Annotated in this window: 20 protein-coding genes and 1 tRNA gene; 12 read left to right on the top strand and 9 right to left on the bottom strand. The window is 65.7% G+C overall.

Going from position 1 to position 25,854, the window contains the following annotated elements:
• The first annotated feature begins 613 nt into the window (after positions 1-613).
• Entirely contained in the window at positions 614-2,629 is a 2,016-nt protein-coding gene (locus B2747_RS08325; protein WP_291159078.1) for a TonB-dependent receptor, read from the top strand.
• 15 nt (positions 2,630-2,644) lie between these two features.
• Here B2747_RS08325 and B2747_RS08320 read toward each other — a convergent pair whose 3' ends face one another.
• Positions 2,645-3,073, bottom strand: a complete 429-nt coding sequence (locus tag B2747_RS08320; protein WP_291159076.1) for an acyl-CoA thioesterase — start codon at positions 3,071-3,073, stop codon at positions 2,645-2,647.
• Positions 3,074-3,120: 47 nt separating this feature from the next.
• On the opposite strand from B2747_RS08320, the gene B2747_RS08315 reads away from it, so the two are divergent.
• Positions 3,121-3,984, top strand: coding sequence for an ATPase (locus B2747_RS08315; RefSeq protein ID WP_291159072.1), 864 nt, complete (start codon positions 3,121-3,123; stop codon positions 3,982-3,984).
• Positions 3,985-4,008: 24 nt separating this feature from the next.
• Positions 4,009-5,304 (top strand): MFS transporter, encoded by a 1,296-nt coding sequence (locus tag B2747_RS08310; protein ID WP_291159069.1) that lies wholly within the window; start codon positions 4,009-4,011, stop codon positions 5,302-5,304.
• Positions 5,305-5,351: 47 nt separating this feature from the next.
• Here B2747_RS08310 and B2747_RS08305 read toward each other — a convergent pair whose 3' ends face one another.
• Complete coding sequence (locus tag B2747_RS08305) at positions 5,352-6,938, bottom strand: glycoside hydrolase family 10 protein (protein WP_291159065.1); 1,587 nt, start codon at positions 6,936-6,938, stop codon at positions 5,352-5,354.
• 151 nt (positions 6,939-7,089) lie between these two features.
• On the opposite strand from B2747_RS08305, the gene B2747_RS08300 reads away from it, so the two are divergent.
• Both B2747_RS08300 and B2747_RS08295 read left to right on the top strand, forming a co-directional pair.
• Entirely contained in the window at positions 7,090-8,025 is a 936-nt protein-coding gene (locus B2747_RS08300; RefSeq protein ID WP_291159063.1) for an ROK family protein, read from the top strand.
• A complete protein-coding gene (locus B2747_RS08295) occupies positions 8,022-8,507 on the top strand; it encodes a DUF1003 domain-containing protein (protein WP_291159061.1) in 486 nt (161 codons plus the stop codon). The genes B2747_RS08300 and B2747_RS08295 overlap by 4 nt, the downstream gene beginning before the upstream one ends.
• A gap of 23 nt (positions 8,508-8,530) precedes the next feature.
• Here B2747_RS08295 and B2747_RS08290 read toward each other — a convergent pair.
• Positions 8,531-8,601, bottom strand: a tRNA-Gln gene (locus B2747_RS08290).
• Positions 8,602-8,757: 156 nt separating this feature from the next.
• Positions 8,758-11,961 carry a TonB-dependent receptor gene (locus B2747_RS08285; RefSeq protein ID WP_291159059.1) on the bottom strand — a complete coding sequence of 1,068 codons (3,204 nt, stop codon included), beginning with the start codon at positions 11,959-11,961 and terminating at the stop codon, positions 8,758-8,760.
• Positions 11,962-12,258: 297 nt separating this feature from the next.
• On the opposite strand from B2747_RS08285, the gene B2747_RS08280 reads away from it, so the two are divergent.
• The 3 genes from B2747_RS08280 (at position 12,259) to pth (ending at position 14,726) form a co-directional block, all read left to right on the top strand.
• Positions 12,259-13,224, top strand: coding sequence for a ribose-phosphate pyrophosphokinase (locus B2747_RS08280; protein ID WP_343125884.1), 966 nt, complete (start codon positions 12,259-12,261; stop codon positions 13,222-13,224).
• 191 nt (positions 13,225-13,415) lie between these two features.
• A complete protein-coding gene (locus tag B2747_RS08275) occupies positions 13,416-14,048 on the top strand; it encodes a 50S ribosomal protein L25/general stress protein Ctc (RefSeq protein ID WP_291159055.1) in 633 nt (210 codons plus the stop codon).
• Between the two features lie 54 nt (positions 14,049-14,102).
• Entirely contained in the window at positions 14,103-14,726 is a 624-nt protein-coding gene (gene pth, locus B2747_RS08270) for an aminoacyl-tRNA hydrolase (RefSeq protein WP_291159052.1), read from the top strand.
• A 19-nt stretch (positions 14,727-14,745) separates the two neighbouring features.
• Here pth and B2747_RS08265 read toward each other — a convergent pair whose 3' ends face one another.
• Genes B2747_RS08265 through B2747_RS08255 form a run of 3 tightly spaced genes read right to left on the bottom strand, consistent with a single transcriptional unit; the run spans position 14,746 to position 19,250 of the window.
• The gene (locus tag B2747_RS08265) at positions 14,746-16,119 is read right to left on the bottom strand and encodes a carboxypeptidase-like regulatory domain-containing protein (RefSeq protein WP_291159050.1); all 1,374 of its coding nucleotides are present in this window, start codon (positions 16,117-16,119) and stop codon (positions 14,746-14,748) included.
• Positions 16,120-16,166: 47 nt separating this feature from the next.
• Entirely contained in the window at positions 16,167-17,573 is a 1,407-nt protein-coding gene (locus B2747_RS08260; RefSeq protein ID WP_291159047.1) for a carboxypeptidase-like regulatory domain-containing protein, read from the bottom strand.
• A gap of 42 nt (positions 17,574-17,615) precedes the next feature.
• Positions 17,616-19,250: a M20/M25/M40 family metallo-hydrolase gene (locus B2747_RS08255; protein WP_291159044.1), complete on the bottom strand. Its 1,635-nt coding sequence runs from the start codon at positions 19,248-19,250 to the stop codon at positions 17,616-17,618.
• A gap of 122 nt (positions 19,251-19,372) precedes the next feature.
• On the opposite strand from B2747_RS08255, the gene B2747_RS08250 reads away from it, so the two are divergent.
• Positions 19,373-20,656, top strand: coding sequence for a sialidase family protein (locus B2747_RS08250; protein WP_291159041.1), 1,284 nt, complete (start codon positions 19,373-19,375; stop codon positions 20,654-20,656).
• A gap of 5 nt (positions 20,657-20,661) precedes the next feature.
• Positions 20,662-22,425: a M28 family metallopeptidase gene (locus tag B2747_RS08245; RefSeq protein WP_291159038.1), complete on the top strand. Its 1,764-nt coding sequence runs from the start codon at positions 20,662-20,664 to the stop codon at positions 22,423-22,425.
• An 86-nt stretch (positions 22,426-22,511) separates the two neighbouring features.
• Here the strand turns inward: B2747_RS08245 and B2747_RS08240 are convergent, their stop codons facing one another.
• A complete protein-coding gene (locus tag B2747_RS08240) occupies positions 22,512-22,889 on the bottom strand; it encodes a four helix bundle protein (RefSeq protein WP_291159035.1) in 378 nt (125 codons plus the stop codon).
• A gap of 132 nt (positions 22,890-23,021) precedes the next feature.
• On the opposite strand from B2747_RS08240, the gene ychF reads away from it, so the two are divergent.
• Both ychF and B2747_RS08230 read left to right on the top strand, forming a co-directional pair.
• Positions 23,022-24,122, top strand: coding sequence for a redox-regulated ATPase YchF (gene ychF, locus B2747_RS08235; RefSeq protein WP_291159033.1), 1,101 nt, complete (start codon positions 23,022-23,024; stop codon positions 24,120-24,122).
• A 63-nt stretch (positions 24,123-24,185) separates the two neighbouring features.
• The gene (locus B2747_RS08230; RefSeq protein WP_291159031.1) at positions 24,186-24,995 is read left to right on the top strand and encodes a DUF3108 domain-containing protein; all 810 of its coding nucleotides are present in this window, start codon (positions 24,186-24,188) and stop codon (positions 24,993-24,995) included.
• Here B2747_RS08230 and B2747_RS08225 read toward each other — a convergent pair.
• Entirely contained in the window at positions 24,992-25,720 is a 729-nt protein-coding gene (locus tag B2747_RS08225; protein ID WP_291159028.1) for an SOS response-associated peptidase, read from the bottom strand. The genes B2747_RS08230 and B2747_RS08225 overlap by 4 nt on opposite strands.
• Between the last annotated feature and the right edge of the window lie 134 nt (positions 25,721-25,854).

Here is a 25,854-nt window from a genome sequence, read left to right as displayed (position 1 = left end):
AACAGCGGTGAGCCCGAGGGCTCCGTCCTGCGCGTAACTGCAAGCAGCTACGCAAGTTACATCTCTTTGTGTTGGCCACCGTTTCGGCGGCAGATCTAACTAATAACCTTTTCTGCTTTCGCAGTCAAGCGGTCGAGCTCGCTTTTTTCGATCTTTTTCGTGATCGAAACGGCAGCGGATTGAACCGTGCCGGCGCGTGCCCTCCGCGCGCATTCAGGGAATTCCACGATGGGATGCCTCACCTGAACGACGACCCGCATTGCGGGTCCCCTGCCGGCGCATCTCACACGATTCGAACGTCGCTGAGCAACGTCACAACCGCGGCGCGTTTGGCGGGTCGGGGAGAATGGCGAAGGGACGGGGGAAAGTCAACGGGGGTGTGAAGTGCGGGTTGGGTGAACTGCGGTTTCGCCATCCACTGCTTTGTGCTCTGGGCTGTGAGCAATGGGTGTAAGTGGTGCATGGGCGAGTTCGCGCTATCCGCAACTGGTGAACGGCGCGATGCCGCGGCCTGAACCACTCCCACTCACAGCCCACCGCGCACGGCCCAGAGCGGTGGACGGCGTTTATGTAGTTACTTGTCTTTCTTTTTAGGCTCACCTAATATTGGTATATGCGCCCCCTTCATCTCCCCCTGGCCCTGCTCTTCCTGCTCCCGGCCACCGCTCACGCCCAACCCGACAGCACCCGCGCCGACTCCCTGCGCGCCGATTCCATCCGCCTCGTCTTCGCCAAGGCCCTGCCCACCATGCAGGTCACCGCGACAGCTGTTGCCACTGACATCCGGCGCATCGCCCAGCCTACCGCGCAACTCAGCGGCGCCTCGCTGCGACGCAGCCAGGGCGCGTCACTCGGCGAAACGCTCGAAGGCATGGCCGGTGTGCGCTCGCTCTCCATGACCACCGGCATCGGCAAGCCGGTCATTCGCGGCCTCACCAACAATCGCGTGGTCACGCTGGCCAACGGACAGCGCACGGAGACGCAGCAGTGGGGACACGACCATTCGCCCAATGTCGAAAGCGCAGACGCCGAGCGCATTGAAGTGGTCAAGGGACCGGCGTCTGTACTGTATGGTTCCGATGCACTGGGCGGCGTGGTGAATGTCGTGCGGCGCCCGTTGCCGGTGGCCGAACCCGACGTGACGCTCTGGCGCGGCCGTGTCAGCATGGCCTATCACGGCGCCAACCGCGCGCCGTCCACAACGCTCGCCACCGAAGGCGCACGCGGCATGTTCGGTTGGCGCGCCACCGCCACTGGGCGTACGGCCGGGGATCTGCGCACGCCGGGCGGTGAGGTGGCCAATTCGGGCAATCGCACTGGCTACGGTGAGGTGGCCGTTGGCGCGCGGGCCAACACCATACGCGGTGCGCGGAGCGCCTCGCTGGTCAGCTCGTGGCGCGACGAGACCATTGAAATTGCCGATGATCCGGTCACGTCACCGAATTACACGGGCCGCCAGCGCATTCGCACCATGCGCCATACGCTCGACGCCGACTGGAGCCGCGGCGCGCAGCGCCTGCAACTGCAGCTCGGACTCGAGGCCAACCGCCGCTCCGAGTTCGATTCGCGTGACACGCGCGACGTGACCCTGGGGCTCAACTCGGACAACCGCAATGCATTTCTGCACTGGCACCACGCGCCATGGCAGGGTTTGCGTGGTACCATTGGCGTGGCGGCGCAGGAGACACGCTTCACCACCTTCGGGCAGGAAACGCTCATCCCCGACAACACCACACGTACCGTCGGGCTGTACGTGATGGAGCAGACCGTGCGCGGTTCCTGGTCGCTGTCCACGGGAGCGCGCTACGACTGGCGTCGTCTCACGACACCGGGCAACGCGGTGCTCGCGCTCGACGCCACGGCGCGACAGTTCAACGCCTTCACCGGCACGCTGGGCGCCGTGTATCGCCATGATCGGCCGCTGGCCCTGGCCTTCAATGTGGCGCGTGGATTCCGTGCACCCAGTGCGTCCGATCTCTTTGCGAACGGATTCCACGAGGGCACACGGGCGTTCGAGATTGGCCGCCGCGATCTGCGCGTGGAGTCCAGCATCAACGCCGATGTGGGGCTCCGGCTCAACACCTCGCGGGTGCAGGGCGAGTGGAACGTGTACCACAATCGCATTGCCGACTACATCTATCTCGCGCCCATCGGGCAGCCCGGCCGTGCACTCGACTCACTGGAAGTGCGGCAGGGCAACGCCCGCCTGATGGGCAGCGAACTGGCCCTGCAGTGGCAACTGCCCGCCGGTTGGAGCTGGCAGGGCAGCAGTGACTTCACACACGCCAGCAACCGCGTGGATGGTACGGCCCTGCCCTTCGTGCCACCGCTGCGGGTACAGCAGACGCTGCGCTGGGGTCGCGCCGCGCTGGGGCCCAACGCCTCACTCACCAGTGAGTGGCACGCCAAGCAGACCCGCACCTTCCGCGATGACTTTGCCCCGCCGTCGTGGCACGCCCTGCATATCAGTGCCGGCACCAGCCGCCTCACCCCCCGCGGCCTCGTGCATGTTGATCTCAGCGTGCGCAACCTGTTCGACGCCCGCTACCGCGACTTCATGTCACGCTACAAGGAGTTTGCCGACGCCGCCGGCCGGGCGGTGGTACTGCGCGTGTCGGCTGACTGGTAGCGGCCCCCTGGTCGACTAGACCGGGTGCATGTAAGCCGAAAATAGCTCCACCATGTGCGGGGGAATGCGTGTGATGCGGCCCGTGTCCCGGGCAATGAGCGTCCAGAGTGAACGCGCCCGGGCCAGCACGTGATCGTCCTGACCACGGACAATCTCCGTGTGCCGCTCGAATCGCCGGGAGTCCACCGCGCCAATCCAGGTGCGCGCAATGATCTCGTCTCCCAGCACCGCCTCGCGGCGATAGTCGATTTCGTGGCGCGTGGCCACCCACCCGTAGGTGGCCTTCATGTCGTCGGGCGCACTCACGTTCCAGTGCGCCAGCGCCACGTCGAAGATCCATCGCAGATACACCACGTTGTTGACATGTTCGTTGTCGTCGATGTCCGTGGGGAGAATGCTGATGGGGATATCAAATACCTGCAGGCCGTGCTTGGCGAACGACATCGGGAGAGGGGCTTGAGGTCCGGTGCAACGGGCCGGAATTTAGCAGGATGCGATTCTCTACGGGGCGCGCCCTGCGCGAACAGCCGGCTCATGCCGTGACCTTCTTTGGCATGTCGGGTGTGGGAAAAACCACGCTGGCCGGCCTGCTGCAGCGCCACGACTGGTTCCAGTACTCGGTGGATTACCGCATCGGGACGCGGTACATGGACGAGCACATCGTGGACAACTTCAAGCGCGAAGCCATGAAGGTGCCCTTCCTTCGGCAGCTGCTGCGCTCGGACTCCATCTACATCCGCTCCAACCTGTCGTTCGAGAATCTGAGCCCCCTGTCCACCTATCTGGGCAAACCGGGGCGCGAGGATCTGGGCGGCATTGCCTACGCCGAGTACGTGCGCCGGCAGGCCCAGCACCGTTCGGCAGAAATCCGTGCCCTGCTCGACGTGCCCGAGTTCATCGAGCGGGCCACGTCCATTTATGGCTACGCCCATTTTGTGTGCGACTCGGGCGGCAGTCTCTGCGAAGTGGTGGACGTGAACGACCCGCAGGACCCGGTGCTGCGCTGCCTCGCCGAGCACACCATGCTGGTGTACATCCGCGGCACCGCGGCGCACACGCGCATGCTGGTGGAGCGATTCCGCGCGCATCCCAAGCCCATGTACTACCAGCCCGCGTTCCTGGCGGCGACGTGGCAGACCTATCTCGACACGCGCAAAGTGGCCCCGGACGAGGTGGACCCCGATGATTTTGCCGTGTGGGGCTTCGAGCAGTTGCTGGCGCATCGCCAGCCACTCTATGAGGCCATCGCGTCGCGCTACGGCTATGTGATTGACATGGACGAAGTCCCCGGCGTGCAAACCGCTGCGGACGTGCTCGACCTGCTGGCCCGCGCCATCGATCGGGGCAACACATGAGGCGCGGCGCATGAGGCGTGACGTATGAGCGGCACCAGTCGCCGCCTGCGCGCGATCTTTGGCGGCTCGGTTGGCAATCTGGTGGAGTGGTACGACTGGTACGCCTACTCGGCGTTCTCGCTCTACTTCGCGCGCGCGTTCTTCCCACCGGCCAATCAGACCATCCAGTTGCTCAATGCCGCAGCGGTGTTTGCGGTGGGCTTCTTCATGCGACCGCTGGGTGGCTGGCTCATGGGACGCTATGCCGACCGTCACGGCCGACGTGCGGCGCTCACAGCGTCCGTGCTGCTCATGTGCGGCGGCTCGCTGCTCATTGCGGTGACGCCGACCTATGCCAGCATCGGGCTCGCGGCACCTTCGCTGCTGGTCCTGGCGCGTCTGCTGCAGGGCCTGAGTGTCGGCGGTGAATACGGCGCATCGGCCACCTACCTGAGCGAAATGGCCGGGCAGCGTCATCGCGGATTCTGGTCGAGCTTCCAGTACGTCACGCTCATCATGGGGCAGCTGTTGGCGTTGGGCGTGCTGTTGGTGCTGCAACGTGTGCTCGACGAGGAGGCGCTGCGTGCCTGGGGCTGGCGCATACCCTTCGTGATTGGCGCACTCTGCGCCGTGGTGGCCATCTGGCTTCGGCGCTCGCTCGAGGAATCGGCGGAGTTCGCGGCGGTGCAAACAGCCCGCGCCGCACGTGCCGCTGACGCACCGCCTCTGGCGTCGTTGCGTGCCTTGGCGGCACACCCGCGTGCCGTGTTCACGGTGGTGGGCCTCACGGCTGGCGGCACCGTGGCCTTCTACACCTTCACCACTTACGCGCAGAAGTATCTGGTGAACACCGCCGGCTTTTCGGCGCAACAGGCCACGCTCATCAATGCCGTGACGCTCGGTGGCTACATGCTGCTGCAGCCGCTGGTGGGTGCCCTGTCCGATGTGATTGGACGTCGGCCGGTGCTCATGGCCTTTGGCATTGTGGGCACGCTGGGCACCGTGCCGCTCTTTCGGGCGCTCGAGCAGGTGCGCACGGTGCCCTCGGCCGTGGGGTTGCTGATGCTCGCGCTGGTGGCCGTGAGCGGATACACCGCCATCAACGCGGTGGTGAAGGCCGAGCTGTTTCCCACGGGTGTGCGCGCCCTGGGGGTGGGCTTTCCCTACGCCGTGACCGTGTCCCTGTTTGGCGGCACGGCCGAATATGTCGCGCTCTGGTGCAAGAGCATTGGCCACGAGGAGTGGTTCTACTGGTACGTGACCGGATGCATTGCCCTCTCGCTGGTGGTGTATGCCACCATGCGGGAGAGTTCGAAGAGTGGCTTGATGGCCGCGGAGTGACTCCGGGCGTTCCCCGGGAGCCACTCCGCGAGCCCGTCACGCATCACTCAGGACGGTCGCCACACCACGTCTGCTGACGCATTGCCCGTCTTGTCGATGGCGTTCACGACGATGCCTTCGAGCCCGATGGCGTCGATGTTGACCTGCAACTGCGTGCCCGGCACGAGGCGCTGACGCCAGGTGCCCGCGCGACGCCAGCGCACCAGCCACCACCATGCATCACTGCCTGCGGGGTTGATGATGACCTGCGTGGCCAGCATGCCGGGATTGACGGACATGCCCGGCGCCGACGGCGGCGTGTTGCCCAGCCAGGGGGATGCCGGCGGAATGGCGCCGTTGGCATAGAGACCACCGGCCAGTGCCGTGGCAAAGCCGCCGCGATTGTTGCGTACGCTGGAGCCGTTGTAGAGGATGCTGCCGGTGGCAGCCCCTGGCGTTGTGGCTCCGCTGCGAATGAGTTGGATCTGGTTGGGGATTTCGGTGGGTGAGAACGGCCCGGGGTCGGCACCAATGCGGTACGACGCGAGCCCCGGCCACAAATGCCGGCGCTGCGTGTTCTGCTGTCCCCACCAGGCCAACAGCGCGGGGAAGCTCTGCCCGGTGCTGGCGATGCTCCAGTAGAGCTGCGGCGCGAAATAGTCCACCCAACCGCGCTGCAGCCAGAGCCGCGAGTCGGCGAAGATGCTGGTGTACGCGTCGAGCCCCGTGATGCCCGGCGGATTGCCCGGACGCCAGATGCCGAACGGACTGATGCCCACCCGCACCGTGCTGCGCTGTTCGTGCGACTCACGATACATGCGATCGACAAAGCGATTCACGTTGTCGCGGCGCCAGTCGTTCAGCGACAGCGTGCCACCGCCTGTCTGATAGCGGCGATAGGTGGCGCTGTCGGGGAAGTTGCTGCAGGTCTCGGGGTAGGGATAGAAGAAGTCATCGATGTGCACGGCATCGATGTTGTACTTCGCGATGACTTCCCGAATGACGGCAATGGCCTGGTCGTGCACGGCGTTCTCGCCGGGGTCGAACCAGAGCTGCCCACACTTGCGCACCAGATCGGGGCGTCGCACGGAGAAGTGCTGGGGCGACATGGTGAGCGTGTCGCGCAGATTACCGGCGCGGAACGGATTGAACCAGGCGTGCACTTCGAGGCCGCGTTGCCGGGCCTGCTGCACGATGTAGCCGAGTGGGTCGTACCCCGGCCCCTGCCCCTGCACACCCGTGAGCGAACGCGCGTAGGGTTCGAGCGTGGAGGGATAGATGACGTCGCCCGCCGGACGCACCTGCACCACGACGGCGTTGAGGCCGGCGGCCACAGCGGCGTCGAGCAGCACGTTCATTTCCGTTTGCTGCTGCGCGGCGGTGAGATCGGCACGTGTGGGCCAGTCGATGTTGGCCACCGTGGCAATCCACATGCCGCGGAACTCGCGCTCAATGGCCGGCACGGTGAAGGTGACCGGTGGTGGCGGAGGCGGGGGCGGCGTGGGAGGTTCACCGGGACCGGTGGGGCTGTCGCCGCCACTGCAGGCTGCAAGGGTCGCAAGGACGACAGTCGTCTGGACCAGCGACGCCAGCGCGCGGTTCAGGCGGCGCGGCTTGAGGACGGGAAACAGATCGCGAACGGATTGGGCAGGCATTGCGGTAGGCAGATGTCCGGACTCGTTTGCCCGACAGGTGGCCGGGCTCTCACGCCGCAATCTACCGCCATGTCGGCGGTGTGGCAGCGCGGGCCGTGACGTCCGTGATTCCCCTCTTGCCGCCAGTCTGCCGCCTGCCCATAGTCGCGGCATGCACACTTCCGTACGCATCGGCATTGACCTCGGCGGCACCAAGATCGAAGGGGTCGCGCTCGACCCCTCGGGCCAGGTACTCGCACGCGAGCGCGTGCCCACGCCGCGGCACTATGGCGCAACGCTCGACGCGCTCGCCGATCTGGTGCACACGCTCGAAGACCGAGCGGGGAATCACGGGCGCGACGCGTCCGTGGGCCTCGGCATACCGGGCACCATCGTGCCTGAGACCGGTCGCGTGAAGAACGCGAACTCCACGTGGCTCATCGGGGAAGCGCTGCAGTCCGATCTCGAATCGCGCCTGTCACGTCCGGTGCGCGTGGAGAACGACGCCAACTGTTTTGCGTTGTCGGAGGCCAGCGATGGCGCGGGTGCCGACGGACGCGTGGTGTTTGGTGTCATTCTTGGCACGGGAGTGGGCGGTGGTGTGGTCATCGATCGCCACTGTCTGGTGGGCCGCAATCGCATTGCCGGCGAGTGGGGACACAATCCCCTGCCTTGGCCGCGCGCTGAGGAGTTCGAGGGGCCTGCGTGCTATTGTGGTCAGCGCGGCTGCATCGAGACCTGGATATCCGGGCCCGGCATTGCCGCCGATCACGCACGGCGCACGGGTCAGCAGCGCCATGCGGCCGACATCATGCAGGCCGCCCTCGATGGCGACGCCGCCGCCGCGGCGACACGCGAGTTGGTGGTGGATCGTGCGGCGCGCAGCCTCGCCACCATCGTGAACGTGCTCGACCCCGATGTGATCGTGCTGGGTGGCGGTGTATCCAACAGCCCGCGTCTGGCTGAGGATATTGGCGCGCGGCTCGGCGCCTGGGTGTTTTCCGATGTCGTGACCACGGCGGTGCGACGTCATGTGCATGGTGATGCCAGCGGCGTGCGCGGCGCGGCCTGGCTCTGGCCAATCCCTCTCACCCCGGAGTCGCGATGACCCGCTCGTCTTGGACGTTTCCGTCGCTCAAGCAGCACACGCCACCACCCAGCCTGTCAGGCGAGCCCACACTCGGCGAGCGCGTTGCCGACCGTGTCGCGTCGTTCGGTGGCAGTTGGCGATTCATCGGCCTGTTCGCGCTGATCATTGTGCTCTGGCTCATCGCCAACTCCATGGCCCGCGCGCCGTACGATCCCTATCCGTTCATTCTGCTGAATCTGGTGTTGTCCTGCCTCGCGGCGTTGCAGGCACCCATCATCATGATGAGTCAAAACCGGCAGGCCGCGCGCGACCGACTGGAGGCGCAGCACGACTACCAGGTCAACCTGATCGCCGAGGAGCAGGTGCTGGAGATTCACCGCAAGCTGGACGAAATGCGTGCCATGCAGATTGCCGAGCTCGTGACCTTGCAGCGTCGGCAGATGGAGCTGCTGGAGGTCATACAGGCCGCGGGGAAGCCGGGCGGTGACGCGAAGCGGTGACGCAAATCGGTGAGGCGACGGAGTAGGCCCACTTGGAATCGAACCAAGATCTCCGGCTCCAAAGGCCGGGGTAATAGCCGTTATACGATGGGCCAGCAGGGTCCGCGCCCTGTCAAACTACGAGGTCGGGGCGGCGCGGCCAAGGGGCCTCGGCCGGGCGGCAAGGTGGCATACGCCTTCGCCCCGGGCGCCCGTGGCCAATGGACCACGAACACCCGGGGCGAGTGCACCCGGTGTCAGTTGATGGCGATCAGAACTCGTAGCGAATGCCGAGCTGCATCTGGTAGCGGTTGCCGCTCTTGACGGTGCGCCCGAAGTTCGGGTTCACGCGGTAACGGTACTCACGCGCCACCTGATCGAAGCCAATCACGTTGAGCAGGGCCTGGTTGGCACCCGGCACGACACGCACGCCACCCCAATTGTGGTTGAGTAGCGACGCGGCGTTGAACACGTCGAGCGTGAGTTGGGCCTTCTGGCCGCGCACGCTGGGCAAACGCTGCGACAGGCGCACGTCCACCTGGGTCACGAACGGGTTGCGCACGGCGTTGCGATCGGCAATGCGGCCCACCTGGCTGCGCAGATAGCTGCCGGCCGTATTGGCGGGGCTGTTGTAGACGAGGCGCAGTGAGTCCGCAAAGCCCTGCCGCAGCCCGCTGGTATTGGGGTCGAAGACGAAGGCGAGGTCGTTCTGGTTGGCAAAGGAGCTGCCGGCACCGACATCGTCGCCATTGATGTCTTGCGCCACCGTGGCCGACCACGGGGAGCCCGACTGGCCAATCACACGCGCGCTGAACTGGAAGCCGGCCACTTCGGGCGTGGCCCCATACAGCACCAGCTTGTGACGGAAGTCCGTGTTGCTCGCACCCCAGCTGGCAATGCGTGGATCGCTGGGCACCGGTGTAAACACCGAGGTAATGGCGATGCAGCAGTTGAATGAGCTGTTGTCGCGCGTCTCGTTGAAGGTGAACGAGCCCGTCAGCGAACCGCCACGCGGCAGACGCAGGGCGGCGTCGAACACGAGTGCCTTCTGATGTTGCGCGGCGTCGCTGCGCAGCTCGAGCACGCGCTGGAACCGCGAGAAGGGACGCGCCAGCACGGGGTTGCGGCCGCCGGCGGCCGTGATGCTGGCAGCCGGCACGAACACGGCGCGGTTGTCCTCGTTGGCCAGACGGAAATCGGGCTGGTCGCGCAGGTTGAGATCGACGTAACGATACAACTCGTAGGTGTGCGCATACTGCGCCGAGGCACCAAGCGTCAGCCCACCATCACGCAGGCGCAGCTGGTAGGCCAGGTCGCTCTTCCAGGTGCGCGGCACCTTGAAGTCGGCGCCGAACATGTTGATGTACTGCGGACGTTGCGTAGCGCCGGCCGGCACACCCGGCACGTTGGCAAAGCTTTCGCGATACGACACGAAGTCGGGCGTCGGCACGGCCGCCCCGGTGAGCAGCACGTCGGCGAGCTGCGAGCCATCATTGAGCAGATGGTTGATCTGCACCATGTAGTGCGGCTGGGCCGTGAAGTAGCCCGACCCGGCACGAAGCAGATGACGACCGCTGGTGCCCGGCGTCCAGGTGGCCTGAGCACGCGGCTGCAAGGCAAAGTCCGTGGGCTTGACGTCGGTGCGGCGACCAAAGGCCTGCTCCACCGCCGCGTTGGGATTGGCGGCGCTGAGGAAGGCCGACACGTCGGCACGCAGGCCAGCCGACAGCGTGAGATTGCTGCGCGGCCGGAACTCGGCCTGCGCAAACGCGCCACCGTCGTACACCCACTGGTTCATGCGCGGCTCGAGGTCCTTGAGCGGCACGAGACGGGCAAAGCTCGACGGCCGACGCGCCTCGAGGGCGGCGAGATTGGAGAACTGAAAGAGCCCATCGGTTTCGATGGACACGAACATGGAGAGATCATTGAGCGAGTGATCGGTGCCCAGGGTGAAGGCACTGCGATCGCGGTCGAGTCGCAGCACGTTCACGAGCTGGTACGACACCTCGGTCTGCAGCTCCGGGCTGGTACGCTGACCGCCGAACTGCAGCACCTGATTGGTGCCCGTGCCACCGGTGGGCAGCGCAGAGCTGACGTTCACCCATGCGCGCGGCAGGCGCACGTTGGCCTGATTTTCGAGAATGCGATTGGTGTAGGCGAGGCGGAAGTCGTTCGTGGTGCGCGACGCCAGATTGGACTTGACCGACGCCATGACCTGCACTTCGCGCGACTTCTGATTGCCACGGCTTTCCAGCACGGACAGCTCGCGGTCGGGAATGGAGTTGTCGTAGAAGAAGTCGGAGTAGGTGGTGCGCAGCGTGGCGCGATGCGACTCGTTCATCTGCCAATCGAGACGGCCGAACACGGTGTTGAGCGTGTTGCCGCGATCGAAGGTACCCACCTGACGTCCCGCAGGCAGACCATACTGGCGCGTAAGAATGTCGAGGAAGCGCGCCACCGAATCAGGCGCCACCTGCGTGCGGGCCCAGTCAGCCGCGTTCTCCACCTGCAGGGTGCTGAAGGGCTCGGCCACCTGCTGACGATCGTAGGCCACGAAGTAGTGCAGCTTGTCCTTCCGCAGCGCGCCGCCCAGCGCGCCACCGAACTGCCAGTTGTCGAAGGTGGTGATGGGCTGGCCGAGGAAGTTGGTATTGGTGGTGAAGGCCTCGTTGCGATTGTACGCAAACAGGCTGCCCGCCGTGGTGTTGGTGCCGGCGCGCGTGGCCACATTCACTGCACCTGCGCCCTGACGGCCCTGCGTCACATCGTACACGTTCGTTACGACTTCAAACTCGCGCACGGCTTCGACGGACAGCGAGTACGGGCCGCGACCAAAGCCCGCGCCCCAGAGCGTGTTCTTGGCCTGCACACCGTCCACACGAATGTCGGTGCCCGTCACACGGCCACCGGCAATGGAGGAACTCGACGTAATGATGCCGCCGGTGCCCGCGCGACTGGTGGTCGGTGCGATGATGGACAGGTCGGCGAAGGAGCGATCCTGAATGGGCAACTGACGGATTTCCTTTTCCGTCACGATGGTGCTGGCGCCCACACGCTCGGCGCGCTTGCTCTCGAGATCGGCGCGCACTTCGACGGCACCCAGTTCCTGTGTGGCCGTTTCCAGCGTGATGTCGAGATCCACGCGGTCGCCGAGGTTGAGCATCAGGCCGGTGCGGCGCACCGGGCGGAAGCCCAGCTGCCTGACCGTGATGCTGTAGGGGCCACCAATGGGCAGCTGGGCAAAGACGTAGCGACCGCGGGCGTCGGTCTGCCGGGTCTGCTGGGTGCCGGTGGCTTCGTTGCGGGCCACGACCTGCGCGCCGGCCACAGGCGCGCCGGCCACGCTGCGCACGGATCCGGCCACGAAGCCCTCGGTGGCCTGGGCCGACAGCGGCGCCAGCGGGGCGAGAACAGGAAGCAGTCCGACGGCCAGACTCCGGCCAATGCGGCGCAGGAGTGAGGAGAGGGGGCGCATAGTCGAGCGCATGCAGAGGTAGGGAACGGGTCCGTGCCTCCCGGGGATCGGGAAGGACGCGGAAGGCTGCCCGTGCTCTGTCACCAACCGGTGACGACTCGCCCCCGACACGACGGCGAAGGTGTCACGTTTGTGCTCCGGACCTCGCGCTTTGGGCTTTCTTCGCCCGCCCTCCGGTGCAGCAAGGCGGGCGAAAGGCCGAGTCCGGCGGGTTCCTCTGCCCTCCCGGTCGGGCTATCTTGAGAGGCTGTCGTGTTTTGGCTCGGCTTTCCACTTTCACTCGCGCACGTCACCGACATGAGCGTCTCGGACAACCCGATTCCGACGTCTGCCCGCGGCTTCAAGATCCTTTCCGGCACGGCCAACCGGCCACTGGCGGAAGAGGTGGCTCGCTCGCTGGGGGCCGAGCTCTGCAAGGTGACCTGCACGCGATTCGCCGACGGCGAGGTGTTCGTGCGCATCGACGAGAACATCCGCGGCGCGGATGTGTTCGTGGTGCAGCCCACCAACCCGCCCGGCGAGAACATGCTGGAGCTGCTGCTGCTGATCGACGCGGCGCGTCGCGCGTCGGCAGCCCGTGTCACGGCCGTGCTGCCCTACACGGGCTACGCACGTCAGGACCGCAAGGATCAGCCGCGCGTGGCCATCGGAGCCAAGCTGATGGCCAATCTCATCGAGACCGCGGGCGCTGATCGCGTCCTGGGTCTCGATTTTCATGCGCACCAGTTGCAGGGCTTCTTCGACGTCCCGGTCGACCATCTGTATGCGGCGCCGGTGTTCACGAACTACTTCCGTCGGAAGGAGCTCAAGGACCTCGTGGTAGTCGCGCCCGACGTGGGCTCAGCCAAGATGGCCCGCGGTTTTGCCAAGCGACTCGACGCCACGTTTGCCATCATCGACAAGCGTCGTCCCAAGGCCAACGTGGCCGAGGTGATGAACGTGGTCGGTGAAGTGGAAGGTCGTGATTGTCTCATTCCCGACGACATGATCGACACGGCGGGCACGGTGTCGGAGGCAGCGCGCGCGCTCAAGAATCTGGGTGCGAACGACATCTACGTGTGCGCCACGCATGCCCTGTTCAGCGGGCCAGCGGTTGAGCGGCTGTCGAACGCGCCCATCAAGGAAGTGGTGGTGACGGACACGATCAACCTGCCGCCCGAGCGGCGTTTCGACACGCTGCAGGTGTTGTCGGTGGGTGATCTGCTGGCCAAGGCCATCCGCTACACGCACGCGGATCAGTCGGTGAGTGTGTTGTTCGACTGACGAGTTCTGCAAAGAACCCAGGACTCAATACCTGAACTCAAAACCCAAAACTGATCAGTTTCGAGTTTTGAGTTAGAGTTCCGAGTCGTAGGTTCCTTGGAAGTTGCAGGTGTTGTTGTATTTGTAGTTGCAGGATCGGCCGGGACGACCAATCCGGTTACTCCCGAACCACAATCAAGACCGAGGTATCCATGGCTAACGCCACGCTGACCGCCAATTCCCGCGCCGAGACCGGCAAGGGTGCCGCCCGCAAGATCCGCCAGGCGGGCAATATTCCCGCCGTCATTTACGGCCACAATCGTGAGCCGCAGTCGCTGGTGCTCAACTCGCGTGAGACCGAGAAGCTCGTGAAGAGCATCTCGATCAAGAGCACGGTCATCGAGCTGGCCATCGACGGCAAGACGGCCCGCACGCTGATCCGTGAAATCCAGCGCCACCCGTTCAAGCGCACCATCCTGCACATGGACTTCCAGGAGCTGGTGGCTGGTGAGACGGTGACGGTGAAGTGCCCGATCGTGTACGTGGGCACGCCGGAAGGTGTGCGTCTCGAGGGTGGTATCCTCGACCAGATCATGCACGAGCTCACCATCCAGGTCGATCCGGGCAACATCCCCAACCACATCGACGTGGACGTGTCGGGCGTGAAGCTTGGCAAGTCGCTGCATGTGTCCGACCTCACGCTGCCGGCTGGCATCAAGGTCATGGACGATGCCGGTTCGACGGTGTGCGTGGTGGCGCCGCCGAAGGTGCAGGCCGAAGCGCCGGCTGATGGCGCGGCCGAGCCCGAGGTCATTCGCAAGGCCAAGGCCGACGACGAGAAGTAAGTCGGTCCGTCTCGTTTCATACGACACACTGGCGGGGCGCGGAGTCCGCACGGCATGGTGACCCCACGCTGGCGCATTCCGCGCCCCGCACGTCTTCCCCTACGCATGAAAGTCATTGTGGGCCTGGGCAATCCCGGGCGCGAGTACGAGGCCACGCGCCACAACGTGGGGTGGTGGCTGCTTGATGAACTGGCCGCGCGCTGGCACTTCGAAGCCTGGCGCAAGGACGGCGATGCCGTGAGCACCAGCGGGTTGGTGGGCACGAAGAAGGTCAAGCTGGTCAAGCCGCAGACCTACATGAACAAGAGCGGCGAAGTGCTGCGTCCCTACCTCAAGCGTGAAGGCTGGAGCGCGGCGCAGGACCTGCTGGTCATTGTGGACGAAGTGGCGGTACCGGTGGGCGAGTATCGTCTTCGCGCAGCTGGCAGTCCGGGCGGGCACAATGGGCTCAAGAGTGTCGAGGCCCATCTCAAGAGTGCGACCTATCCGCGCCTGCGCATTGGCATCAAGCCGGTGGACGAACGTCGGCAGATCGGCGACCTCGCCGATTTTGTGCTGCACACCATGCCGCGTGATGAACGCGCGCTCGTGGAGGAGCAATACGAGCGCATGTGCAAGGCGGTAGAGCTGTGGATTGCCGATGGCACCGAGAAGGCCGTGTCAACGATGGGGCGCTGAGCGCTCAGGGGTTGAGCGCTCAACGCCTCGCGTTGATGTGCGCCTTGGTCCACACCAGCACCACGGCGCAGGTGTTGCCGCCGGTCTGGAATCGCGCCGGCGCCACGTTCTCGCTGGGGTAGAACTCCATGGCCGCAATGGCGTCCTTGGGCATGCGGGAGAGCATGTTGTCGTAGTCGTTGGGCTCACGCACACCGTTCACCCACACCACGGCCAGACAGTCGCCACGGCCCTTGAGAATGAAATCACCGGGCGCGCGTCCGACCTGCGTGCGCACACCGGGCACCACGTCGAGTGCCTGACGAAGCTCGCGATACTTCGCGAAGTCGGTGGAGTCGAGCGTGCGACCCTTGTTGGCGCGCAGGCGTTCCTCGAGCTCCACCGCATCGCGATTGCGCGGACGGGTGTCGCGTGTGACCACACGTTCGAGGGCCACGGACTTCTCGAGCGTGATGACCAGATCGGTCTTGCCGGCAGCCGGCACATCCACCTTGATGCCGTCGCCCAGATAGCCCACGCGCCGTGCGGTCACCATGCGTGAGCCGGTGGGCACATTGCTGAGTGTGAAACGGCCGTTGGGACCGGTCTGAATTTCACCGGCAAAGCCGCCGATACTGATGGTCGCGCCCACCACGTAGTCGCCGTTCTGATCGAATACGCGGCCTCCTACCGTGGCGAAGGCCCCCTGCCCCTCCGTTGGCCCTACCATGAGATCCATGCGACGCAGCGACGAGGCCTCGGCCGGCACGAGCACGTTGTCGCTGCGCCACTGACTGCTCGAGGCTACGACGGCCGCCGGACCAAAGTCCTGCACGCCGCAGAACACGTAGTTGCCCAGCGAGTCGCTGCGCGTGGTGATAGTCTCGAGGCGACGCACTGTGTCAGCGAGACTGCGCACACTCTCCCATTGCAGGACGAGACCAAGCCCCGCCACGCGAGTGTTGCCGTCGGCGGCGGTGAGCGTGCCGAAGACGATGCCACCATTGCCGTTGCCCGGGCGCCGCGCCGGCGCGCAGAGGCGCTGCCACACCGTGCCGATGCCGGGCGTGGTGACCATGGGCCGCGCCCAGGGGCCGTCGCCCGCCGGACGCTCGGCCACGAGATCGCCAAGGCCGAGTCGGTCGGCCTGGTCGTGGAAGGCCACGAGGCGCGTGATGCGCTGCGTGCCCACGATGAGGAAGCGCCCCATCGAGTCACTGACGGCCGTCTGTCCCGTGGGCTCGGCGGTGATGAGCGCGCCCTTGAGCGGCTGCCAGGACAGACTGTCGTAGGCCAGGCCACGAATGGTGTCGGCAAGGGCTGGTGCCGACTGCGCACGCGCGGACATAGAGGGGACGAGCACGGCACTCAGCAGGACAGTGAGCACCCAAAGCGGGACGAAATATCGATGCATGCTGAACGCTACTGCATGGTTGCCGTGGGCCGGAAGACCCGACCGTCTCAGCGCAGGAAGAACCCGAGAGTCCAGACGAGGACTACGGCGCAGTTGTCGTCAAAATTGCGGAATCGAACCGGGGCGTAGGCGCCTGTCGGAAAAACTTCGATGGACGCGATGCTCTCAGGAGTGAGGACGGAGAGAAACTGCGTGTCGGCCTGGATGCCGTCGATGTAGATCTGCGCTCTGCAGCCCGCCATGCTGAGCGACGTGGTCGTGATGCTGGCCTGCATTTGCCGGCCCATCACGAGGAAGTCCACGCCATTGTTTGCGGTTTGCACTCTCAGCGAGGGAAAGAGTCGCAGGGCATCCTGAATGCGCGGAATGTTGCGCAGTTCGGTGTTGTCCATGTACCGCGCAATTCCCGACAGGCGACGGCGATTGAAGTCCACGACGTCGCGATTGAGCGCGCGTCGCGCCACCACTTTGACGCCCTCGAGCGTGACACCGCGCTGCATGCTGACGCGCAACTCGTTCGCGGCGCTGCGTGCATTGCGGTCCACCACTTCAGCGGGCACCACCGCGGGCAGGTAGCCAACTTTACGGGCCGAGAGCATGCGGGTGCCCAACGGCACACCAGTGAACGCGAAGCGACCATCGGCACCTGTCGTCACCACGTTGGGTGTGCCGTCGATGGACACGGACGCGTCGCGCACGGGCACGCCCGACTCATCGTGCAGCGTGCCAACCACGGTGGTGCGCACCGTGCTGTCGCCGAGCACGAGATCAATGCGGCGCACGGGACGGCCGTCGCTGAGCAGCAACACTTCAGAGGAAGCGAGCCCCGATCCTCGAGCGACGATGCCGAAGTGCGCGGCATCCGGTACGCCGCAGAAGAAAAACTCACCTTGCTCGTTGCTGCGTGTGACGGCCGTGGTGTTCTGCGTCGCGCCGGTCTTGCCAGAGCGCTGGTCTTCGATGAAGACATCGGGTTCCCAGCCGAGGGTGAGGGCCGCACCGGACACGCGTGTGCTGTCGTCAGCCAGGCGCAGCGTGCCGAACACGATGGCGGGTTTGTTACCGGTTGCCGGTATGGGTCGCTGACAGAGACGCAGCCACAGCGTTTCGAGCGACGGTGTGGCGAGGGCCGGTGTCCACCTGCCGAGCCCCTGAGGCCGCACGGCGTCGAGCGCCGACAGCCCCACACGCTCCCACTCGTCGTGGAACACGGTGAGGCGCTCGATGCGTGTGGACGCCACCAGAACAAAACGGCCATCGGCATCGGTTGTGGCCTGCGGCGCCTGCTCCTGCCCCGGCGCCAAGCCGATGACCGTGGCCGCGGCGATTGGCGCCTTGAGCAGGCTGTCGTATACCACCCCGCGCACCGTATCGGCCACTTGGGCGGATACGGTGGCGGGCAATACACAGCACAACGCAACGAAAATTCGAGCTACACAGCGGGGCCACGTCATCGGAGCACCCTGGGACCGCCCACAGGCGGAAAGCTGTTTGTCCTAACGGAGACGCGGATTGGTCTTCCGTGGCGCCTTCTGACACGTGGGCCAGGCAAAGGTTCCGGCCCCCTGCGCCCCACCGGCCGCCGCCGCACGACCCTGCGGCGCCATGTCGGCCGCCGTGGCCCGCTCACGCGTGATCTTGCTCGGATCTTCACTGGCGAGATAGGCCAACATGGCCACCAGGGTCGCGTTGTGCTTGAGATCGTCGAACACGACCTTGTCGTAAGTGTCGCGATTGGTGTGCCAGGTATACGTGCCGTAGTCCCAGCTCACACCGCCCATACCGAAGGCGGGTGCGCCATGACAGGCAAAGCTGGCATCGTCGCTGCCACCACCACTCGGCGAACCGGGAATGCGCGGGTTGAGGGCACTCGACACTTCGGTGGGCAGCTTGCCCAGCCACTCGCGCAGATGCACGCCCGCGTTTGGCAGTCCGGCCGCGTTGATGCTCTGAATGCGGCCCGTGCCGTTGTCCTGATTGAACAGGGCTTGCAGGCCGCTCACCACTTCGGGATGATCTTCAGTGAAGGCGCGTGACCCAACGAGGCCGTGCTCCTCCGCCGTCCAATGGCCCACGAGAATGGTGCGCTTGGGCTTGGGATACGCGGTGGCCAGGAGACGGAAGGCCTCAAGCATGGTCAGCGACCCCGTGCCGTTGTCGGTGGCGCCACTGCCGCCGTCGAAGGAATCGAAATGCGCCGACAACACGACATACTCATCGGGCTTCTCGCTGCCCTTGAGCATGCCTATGGTGTTGAAGATGGGCTGCTCACCCAGCAGCTCCGCATCGGTGTTGATGCGCAGCTTGGCGCCCTGATTGTTCTCGGTGAGACGGAACACGAGGCCGTAGTCTTCACACGACAGCGCGATGGCCGGCGCCTTGGTGTTGTAGGTCTCGAACACGTCAATGGTGCCCCAGGCGTTCTTTGGACGCGAGGTGATCACGCCAGCCACGCCACCTTCTTCGAGACGCATGCCGAGGCTGCCGGTGCCGAGTGCGTTGCTGTATCCCGTGCCGCGCACGCTGGTGCCGCCCCACTCGCGATTGACCTCGGCGCGCGCACTGTCCATGCGTGCCTTGCTGGCCGGCGTGGCGTGCTGCGTCCAGTTGTCGGTGGGGCGGCAGGTGGGCTGCGGTGCTGACACCAGCACGAACTTGCCCTTGGCCTGCGGCAACCACTTCACGAACTCCGTGCTGTCAGCAAAACGCGGCAGCACAATGGTGTTGGCGGTGATGTCCTTGCTCTTGGTGCCCGGGCTCCACGCGAGCATGGTGCCTTCGAGCGACCGCATGCGCGGTGCAATGAGATCGATGTGTGAATGCCCGCGACGCCATCCGCGCCAGGTGCCGATCTGTTCGTTGCGGCCCTCGGCGCCCCACTGCTTGTAGAGCGAAAGCAACCAGTCGTTGGCCATCTTCTGGCGTGCCGTGCCCGTGAGACGCGGACCGATGGAGTCGAGCAGCACCTGCCCGAGTCGCTGCACCTGCGAGCTGTCCATGCCGAGCGTCCAGAGACGGGCCAGCGTGGCGTCTGGCGCCGGGAAGGTGGCGGCCGTCTGGGCCTCCGCGGTGACGGCGGCGAAGGACAACGGAGCCAGCGTGGCCGCGGCGAGCACCAGCGTGCGACGCATCAGGCGTGACGAACGGTGCAATGACGGGGCGGACGCCCCGCGTGCGGAGTACCGCATCGTGGAAATCCTGCTGAAAGAGGTGGGGAGGTTCCCCGGCATGCTACCGGGCAGCAGCTTTGGGGATGCGCCAACATACCAAGATGCCCTTCGCCACGCAGGCCGCAGGTGGATGCGCGGCCCTGCTGACTCTTGCCGCGTGCACGGGCAGCGCCGATGTCTCGAGCGACAACGACCTCGCCCTGGGCACGCCGGTGCCCGTGGAATCGCCGGCTCTCGATACGGCGGTGCTGACGCGCAGTACACCGCACCTGACGCTCGATACCAGCGGCGGTGTGTGGCTGTCGTGGACGGAGCGCATCACGGATTCGACCGTGCGTGTGCGTGTGGCCCGTCACGATGGCACGCGCTGGGATTCGGTGCGCACGGCGGCGGCGCGCCCGTTGTTCGTCAACTGGGCGGATTTCCCGAGTGTGCTGGCGCTGCCCAATGGTGACCTCGTGACCCACTGGCTCGAGCGCGAGGGCAGCGGCAAGTATGCCTACGGTGTGCGGGTGTCGCGTTCGCGTGATGCCGGTCGCAGCTGGAGCGCCCCGGTTTCGCCGCACACGGATGGACTGGAAGCCGAACATGGGTTCGTGTCGATGTGGGCGGAGGGTGCATCGGACGTGGGTCTCGTGTGGCTGGACGGCCGCAAGAGTGCCATGCCCGACTCCGCGCGTGAGATGACCATTCGCAGTGCCGTGCTTGGCGCCGACGGCGCGCTGCGCGACGAGGCGTTGCTGGACGCCCGCGCGTGCGACTGCTGTCAGACGGGTACGGCGCTGACCGGTGACGGTCGTGTGGTGGTGTATCGCGACCGGACCGCGGAGGAGATTCGCGACATCGCAATTTCGCGCCGCACGAGCAGTGGTTGGAGTGCCCCGCAGATCGTACACCCGGATCAGTGGCACTATGCCGGTTGCCCGGTGAATGGGCCGCAGGCCGCTTCGCGCGGCGACACCGTGGTGGTGGCGTGGTTTGCCGCGCCCAACGACAGTGCGCGGGTGCGCGTGGTGCGCTCCGTGGATGGTGGCCGGACCTTTGGTGAACCTGTGCGCGTGGATGAGGGTAATCCCATGGGCCGGGTGGACGTGGAGCTCGATCCGGACGGGCAGCCCATTGTGTCGTGGCTCGAGCAGCGTACCGCCGATTCGTCGGATGTGCTGGTGCGCCGGGTGCGTTTCTCGGAGAGTGGGGCCATGGCCAGTGCGTCGATGGCGGTGGCGTCCACGTCGAGTGCACGTCAGAGCGGGTTCCCGCGGCTCGTGGCCACCCGGAACGGCCTGCTGGCCGCGTGGACGACAGTCAAGCCGTCGCTGCGTATACAGTTGGCGCGCATCCCTTACACTTCGCAGAACTCACGATGAATCCGATGACATCCCGCGCGTGGCATGCGCCGCGGGTTTTGGTGGACCGGGTGGCGCTCATGGCGGCGGCGTTGGTGGCCAGCAGCAGTGTGTTGGGGCCGCGCACACTGGCCGCGCAGGATGCACCGCGCCCGCGCACGGTACCGGCGGGTGTGAACTCGTCGCCGCTGCCACTCAAGCATGAGCCGCGGCCCACGAGTGGCGCCATCACCACGCAGGATCTGATGACGCGGCTGTATATCGTGGCCGACGATTCACTGGGCGGACGCGATGTAGGGACCGAGGGCCACTTCAAGGCCACGGAGTATCTGGCGGCGGAAGCGAAGCGCATGGGGCTCAAGCCGGCGGGAGAGAACGGGACGTTCTTTCAGGAGCTCAAGATCGGCGTGCGACGCGTCGATCCAATGGCCACGTTCATCGCTGGTGGTGCGTCGCTCGCCTTGAATCGGGAGTGGGCGGTCGCTTCGCGCGTTGATCTGTCCTTCGACAACGTGCCGGTGATCTTTGGCGGGGATCTTGGCAACGTCGTCATCGATTCCGCGCAGGCCGTCGGCAAGTTGGTGGCGCTGCGTGTGCCTCGCAGCAATCAGGCCGTCTCCCAAGTGGCGTTCGGGCCAGTCCCGACACCATCCGGCGCACGGGGGGTGGTGCTGCTGCTGCCCAACGGTGCGGCGGGCGTGCTGTCGTTCGTCAACCGACCTGATCTCAAGTCGCTGGACCCCACGCCTGGCACGAGCTACCTGGTGGTGAGTGATTCGGCGGCCGCCAAGTTGTTCCCGACGAGTATCGCCGCTCTTGCGCCGGGTGCGGAGGGCGCACGCGTGACCATTTCGGCGCCACTGCAGATTACGGCGCCCAAGTTCCCCGTGCGCAACGTGGTGGCCTTGCTCGAAGGCAGTGATCCGGTGCTCAAGCATCAGTACGTGGCCGTGGGTGCGCACAGCGACCACGTGGGTACCGTGCCGCGTGGCGTGGATCACGACTCGATCCTGGTCTTCAATCGCATCGTGCGGCCCGGTGGCGCGGAAGACGAACGCAACTTTGGCACACCCGAACAGTTCGCGCAGATCAACGCCGAGCTGGTTGAGCTCCGCAAGACGAAGCCCGCGCGTCGTGATTCGATTTTCAACGGCGCCGACGACGATGGCTCAGGCACGGTCGCCGTGCAGGAAGTGGCGGAGTATCTGGCGAGTCTCAAGACCCGACCCAAGCGCAGCACGCTGTTCGTGTGGCACGCCGGTGAGGAAAAGGGCTTGTGGGGCTCGGCCTACTACACGGAGCACCCCACGGTGCCGCGCGATTCGATCGTGGCGCAGCTCAACGTGGACATGGTGGGCCGCGGCAGTGCAACGGACGTCACGGGAACGACGGCCAGCGGAGCGCCACTGCGCGGTGGGCCCGACTACCTGCAGCTGGTGGGTTCGCGGCGGCTGTCCACGGAGCTGGGCGATCTGGTGGAGCGCGTGAACACGGACAAGAAGCACAATTTCGTGTTCGACTACGCCATGGATGCGAACGGGCACCCGATGAACATCTACTGCCGGAGCGATCACTACGAGTACGCCAAGTGGGGGATCCCGGTCACGTTCTTTACCACCGGCGGCCACTCGGCCTACCATCAGCTGACGGACGAGCCCCAGTACATTGACTACCCGCACATGCAGCGGGTGACGCGACTGATTGCCGATATCGCGCTGGAGCTGGGGAACGGAGCGCGGCCGAAGGTGGATGGAGTGCGGATGGAGCCGAGGGGGAGCTGCAAGCAGTAACGGTTCTCCGCACGCCGCACCGGTCGCGACCAAGAACCCGGAACTCGAACCCAAAACTCGGAACTGATCAGTTTCGAGTTCTGGGTTCAGGTTCCGGGTTTTTGGTTCGCGGCCTCCAGCACCCGTTTTCGCAAGGCGATCAGTTGGCGCCGCAATACCACCGTATCCCGCATCAGGGCCCCCGCCTCGTCGTCAGGTAGCAACCGCACCCGAATCCCGAAGTCGAGGTGACTTTCAGTTTCGGACGTCGAAGCGATGGCCATCTGAAGAAACCGCGCAAACTGTCGCGGACTGCCGCTCACGGCGCCCTCCGCGACATTGGCCGCAATGGACAACGCCGACCGCCGCACCTGGCTCCGCAGGCTGGCGGCGTCGGTCCCGTGAAGGGTCTGCGTCATGCCGTGGACGGCGACGGCGAGATCCTGCGCCGCCCGCCACACCCTGAGCTTCCGAAAATCCTGCATCCCGCACGGTACGTCCGGCCGCCCTCCCACGTCGCATCATATTTCCGCGGGCTGCTACATTTACCGGGATACGCTGCGCCCCGTACACAGGGCCGGTTCCTGCAGGGGCCGGCCCGTTTCCCATAGAATCACATGCTTCGCCTCGGTATCGTCGGGCTGCCCAACGTGGGCAAGTCGACCCTGTTCAATGCGCTTACCGCCGCCAAGGCGGAAGCGGCCAACTATCCGTTCTGCACCGTCGAGCCCAACGTGGGCATGGTGGAGGTGCCGGACCCGCGTCTCGACAAGCTGGCCGAGATCGTGCAGCCCAAGCGCACGGTGCCGGCGGTGGTGCAGTTCGTGGACATCGCCGGGCTGGTGAAGGGCGCGTCGCAGGGTGAAGGGCTGGGCAACAAGTTCCTGCAGAACATCCGCGAAACCGACGCCATCGTGCACGTCATCCGCTGCTTTGCCGACGACGATGTGACGCACGTCATGGGGCAGCCTGACCCGGCGCGTGACAAGGAAATCATCGAACTCGAACTCGCGCTGTCCGACCTGGGTCAGGTGGAGAAGCGGCTCGACAAGGCCAAGCGCGCCGCCAAGTCCAACGACAAGGATGCGCTGGCGGAGCTGCCGGCGCTCGAGGCGGCCAACGCCGCGCTGAGCGAAGGCAAGCCGCTGTGGCGCGCGGGGCTGACGAGCGAGCAGCTGGCGCAGCTCGAGGGTCTGCAGTTGCTCACGGCCAAGCCGGTGCTGTACGCGGCCAATGTGACGGACGCCGAGTTGTCGGGTGAAGAGGGCCAGTACCTCACGTCGCTGCGCGCGGCCGTGGCGGCCAGCGGCGAACAGGCGCAGATCGTGCCCTTCTCGGCGAAAATCGAAAGCGAGCTGGCCGAGCTCCCGACGGATGAGCGCGCGGAGTTTCTTGCATCGCTGGGTATCGAGTCGGCCGGCCTCGACCGTCTCATTCGCGCCGGCTACTCGCTGCTGGGTCTCGAGACGTACTTCACCGCCGGTGAACAGGAAGTGCGGGCCTGGACTATTCATCGGGGTGACACGGCACCCAAGGCCGCCGGTGTAATTCACACCGACTTCGAGAAGGGCTTCATTCGTGCAGAGACGGTGGCCTACACCGACTTCGTGACGCACGGTGGCTGGAAGGGCGCGAAGGAAAAGGGTGTCGTGCGCTCGGAAGGCAAGGAGTACGTCGTGCAGGACGGCGATGTGCTGCTCTTCCGTTTCAACGTCTGACACATTTCCGCGGCTGACGGGGTATTGCCTGCGAGCCCGTTTCCGTCCCCAATGCCCAACGCCATGTCTCGCACGTCGTCGCTCGTTGCACCACTCGCCCTTGTTGTTGGCGCCGCCCTCTCGCTGGGCGGCGCGCGAGTGACGTTGGCGCAGTCGTCAGCGCAGACCGCGGCGGTTGCGCAGGCGGCTCGACGCCTGCCGACGGATGCGGCCGCCGTGCCGTTCGATGTCGGCGAGCGTCTCGAGTACGACGTGAAGTTCGGGTCGCTCAAGGTGGGCAACGGCAGCATGGAGGTGAAGGAGATCACCGAAGTGCGTGGCCGCACGGCCTGGCACACGGTGTTCACCATCACGGGCGGCATTCCGCTTTACCGCGTGAACGACGTGTATGAGTCGTGGTTCGATGTGGTGTCGCTCAATTCGCTGCGCTATCATCAGGATGTCGACGAAGGCAACTACGAGCGCAAGCGGCGCTACGAGATCTTCCCCGAGCGCGGCATGATGCGCGAGGGCGATCGCCCGGAAGAGCCCACGGTAGCGCAGCCGCTGGACGAAGGCTCGTTCCTGTACTTCGTGCGTACGCTGCCCCTCGAAGTGGGCCGCACCTACGAGTTCTCGCGCTACTTCAAGGCGCAGGGCAATCCGGTGCGCATCAAGGTGCTGCGCAAAGAGCGCGTGTCGGTGCCGGCCGGCGACTTCGACGCCGTCGTGCTGCAGCCCACGTTCCAGACCAAGGGCATCTTCTCGCAGAACGGGAAGGCCGAGGTGTGGATCACCGACGATGAGCGGCGCATGATGGTGCAGATGAAGTCGAAGCTGAGCTTCGGCAGTCTCAACCTCTACCTGCGCAAGACGGCCGGTACCAAGCCCTAGAACAGCGGCAGGTTCGCGTCTGGGGCTGAGGTTAGTTCAGGCGGCAGGTCCTGCGGCGAGTCCACCGGCCGCCAGCAGTCGGGGCCCTCATTGCGTGGCGCGTTCACGTAGGTGCTGACCTTCCAGGCCTCCATGGGTCCCTTCCATGGCCCGATGAGCGCCTGCGCTGCCTCGGGGTGCGTCGGGTCGAGCCACTGGTCGTAGTGTTCCGGCGCCACGATCACCGGCATGCGGTCGTGAATGGGCGCCATGGTGGCATTGGGCTCGGTGGTCACGATGCAGCAACTCACCAGCGGCTCGGCGTCCGGGTCGCCCTTGGGCGTCCAGCGCTCCCAGAGCGCGGCCACGGCAAAGGGGGCGTGATCGGGCAGCCCGATGGCCCAGGGCTGCTTGACCTTGCTGCCGGTCAAGGTCTGCCACTCGTAGTAGGCGTCGAGCGGCAAGAGCCCGCGGCGGCTCTTGAAGGCGGCGCGAAATGAGGGCTTGGTTGCCGCCGTATCGCCCCGGGCATTGGCCAGCCGGTTGCCGATGGAGGGGTCATCGGCCCAGAAGGGGACCAGCCCCCAGCGGGCAAGCTGCGCGCGGCGGCCCTCGCGGTCCTGCAGGACGAGCGGCACGGACTGGGAGGGGGCGATGTTGAAGCGCGCCGGGTAGGCCGGGAGGGCGGCCCCGAGGGGCAGCGTGGCGATCCGGGCGGGGTTACCGAAGGAGTAGCGGCCGCACATGGGGGAGGGGGGAAACCCAAGACTCTGAACCTGAACCCAGAACTCGAAACTGATCAGTTTCGGGTTCTGAGTTCAAGTTTCGGGTTCTTGGTCCCTCCGCCCACCCTTCCAGCCGCCCCCCTTTCCTGTTACGC

This window comes from Gemmatimonas sp. UBA7669, from assembly GCF_002483225.1.
In the GTDB taxonomy this organism is placed as follows: Bacteria; Gemmatimonadota; Gemmatimonadetes; order Gemmatimonadales; family Gemmatimonadaceae; genus Gemmatimonas.
Note: the sequence above shows the minus strand (reverse complement) of the source record. Positions and strands in the feature narration are given on the sequence as shown.

Excerpts from the sequence above, each read along its gene's own strand:
- B2747_RS08325 (WP_291159078.1), top strand. The coding sequence starts at position 614 with ATGCGCCCCCTTCATCTCCCCCTGGCCCTGCTCTTCCTGCTCCCGGCC.
- B2747_RS08320 (WP_291159076.1), bottom strand. The coding sequence starts at position 3,073 with ATGTCGTTCGCCAAGCACGGCCTGCAGGTATTTGATATCCCCATCAGC.
- B2747_RS08315 (WP_291159072.1), top strand. The coding sequence starts at position 3,121 with ATGCGATTCTCTACGGGGCGCGCCCTGCGCGAACAGCCGGCTCATGCC.
- B2747_RS08310 (WP_291159069.1), top strand. The coding sequence starts at position 4,009 with ATGAGCGGCACCAGTCGCCGCCTGCGCGCGATCTTTGGCGGCTCGGTT.
- B2747_RS08305 (WP_291159065.1), bottom strand. The coding sequence starts at position 6,938 with ATGCCTGCCCAATCCGTTCGCGATCTGTTTCCCGTCCTCAAGCCGCGC.
- B2747_RS08300 (WP_291159063.1), top strand. The coding sequence starts at position 7,090 with ATGCACACTTCCGTACGCATCGGCATTGACCTCGGCGGCACCAAGATC.
- B2747_RS08295 (WP_291159061.1), top strand. The coding sequence starts at position 8,022 with ATGACCCGCTCGTCTTGGACGTTTCCGTCGCTCAAGCAGCACACGCCA.
- B2747_RS08285 (WP_291159059.1), bottom strand. The coding sequence starts at position 11,961 with ATGCGCCCCCTCTCCTCACTCCTGCGCCGCATTGGCCGGAGTCTGGCC.
- B2747_RS08280 (WP_343125884.1), top strand. The coding sequence starts at position 12,259 with ATGAGCGTCTCGGACAACCCGATTCCGACGTCTGCCCGCGGCTTCAAG.
- B2747_RS08275 (WP_291159055.1), top strand. The coding sequence starts at position 13,416 with ATGGCTAACGCCACGCTGACCGCCAATTCCCGCGCCGAGACCGGCAAG.
- pth (WP_291159052.1), top strand. The coding sequence starts at position 14,103 with ATGGTGACCCCACGCTGGCGCATTCCGCGCCCCGCACGTCTTCCCCTA.
- B2747_RS08265 (WP_291159050.1), bottom strand. The coding sequence starts at position 16,119 with ATGCATCGATATTTCGTCCCGCTTTGGGTGCTCACTGTCCTGCTGAGT.
- B2747_RS08260 (WP_291159047.1), bottom strand. The coding sequence starts at position 17,573 with ATGACGTGGCCCCGCTGTGTAGCTCGAATTTTCGTTGCGTTGTGCTGT.
- B2747_RS08255 (WP_291159044.1), bottom strand. The coding sequence starts at position 19,250 with ATGCGTCGCACGCTGGTGCTCGCCGCGGCCACGCTGGCTCCGTTGTCC.
- B2747_RS08250 (WP_291159041.1), top strand. The coding sequence starts at position 19,373 with ATGCGCCAACATACCAAGATGCCCTTCGCCACGCAGGCCGCAGGTGGA.
- B2747_RS08245 (WP_291159038.1), top strand. The coding sequence starts at position 20,662 with ATGACATCCCGCGCGTGGCATGCGCCGCGGGTTTTGGTGGACCGGGTG.
- B2747_RS08240 (WP_291159035.1), bottom strand. The coding sequence starts at position 22,889 with ATGCAGGATTTTCGGAAGCTCAGGGTGTGGCGGGCGGCGCAGGATCTC.
- ychF (WP_291159033.1), top strand. The coding sequence starts at position 23,022 with ATGCTTCGCCTCGGTATCGTCGGGCTGCCCAACGTGGGCAAGTCGACC.
- B2747_RS08230 (WP_291159031.1), top strand. The coding sequence starts at position 24,186 with ATGTCTCGCACGTCGTCGCTCGTTGCACCACTCGCCCTTGTTGTTGGC.
- B2747_RS08225 (WP_291159028.1), bottom strand. The coding sequence starts at position 25,720 with ATGTGCGGCCGCTACTCCTTCGGTAACCCCGCCCGGATCGCCACGCTG.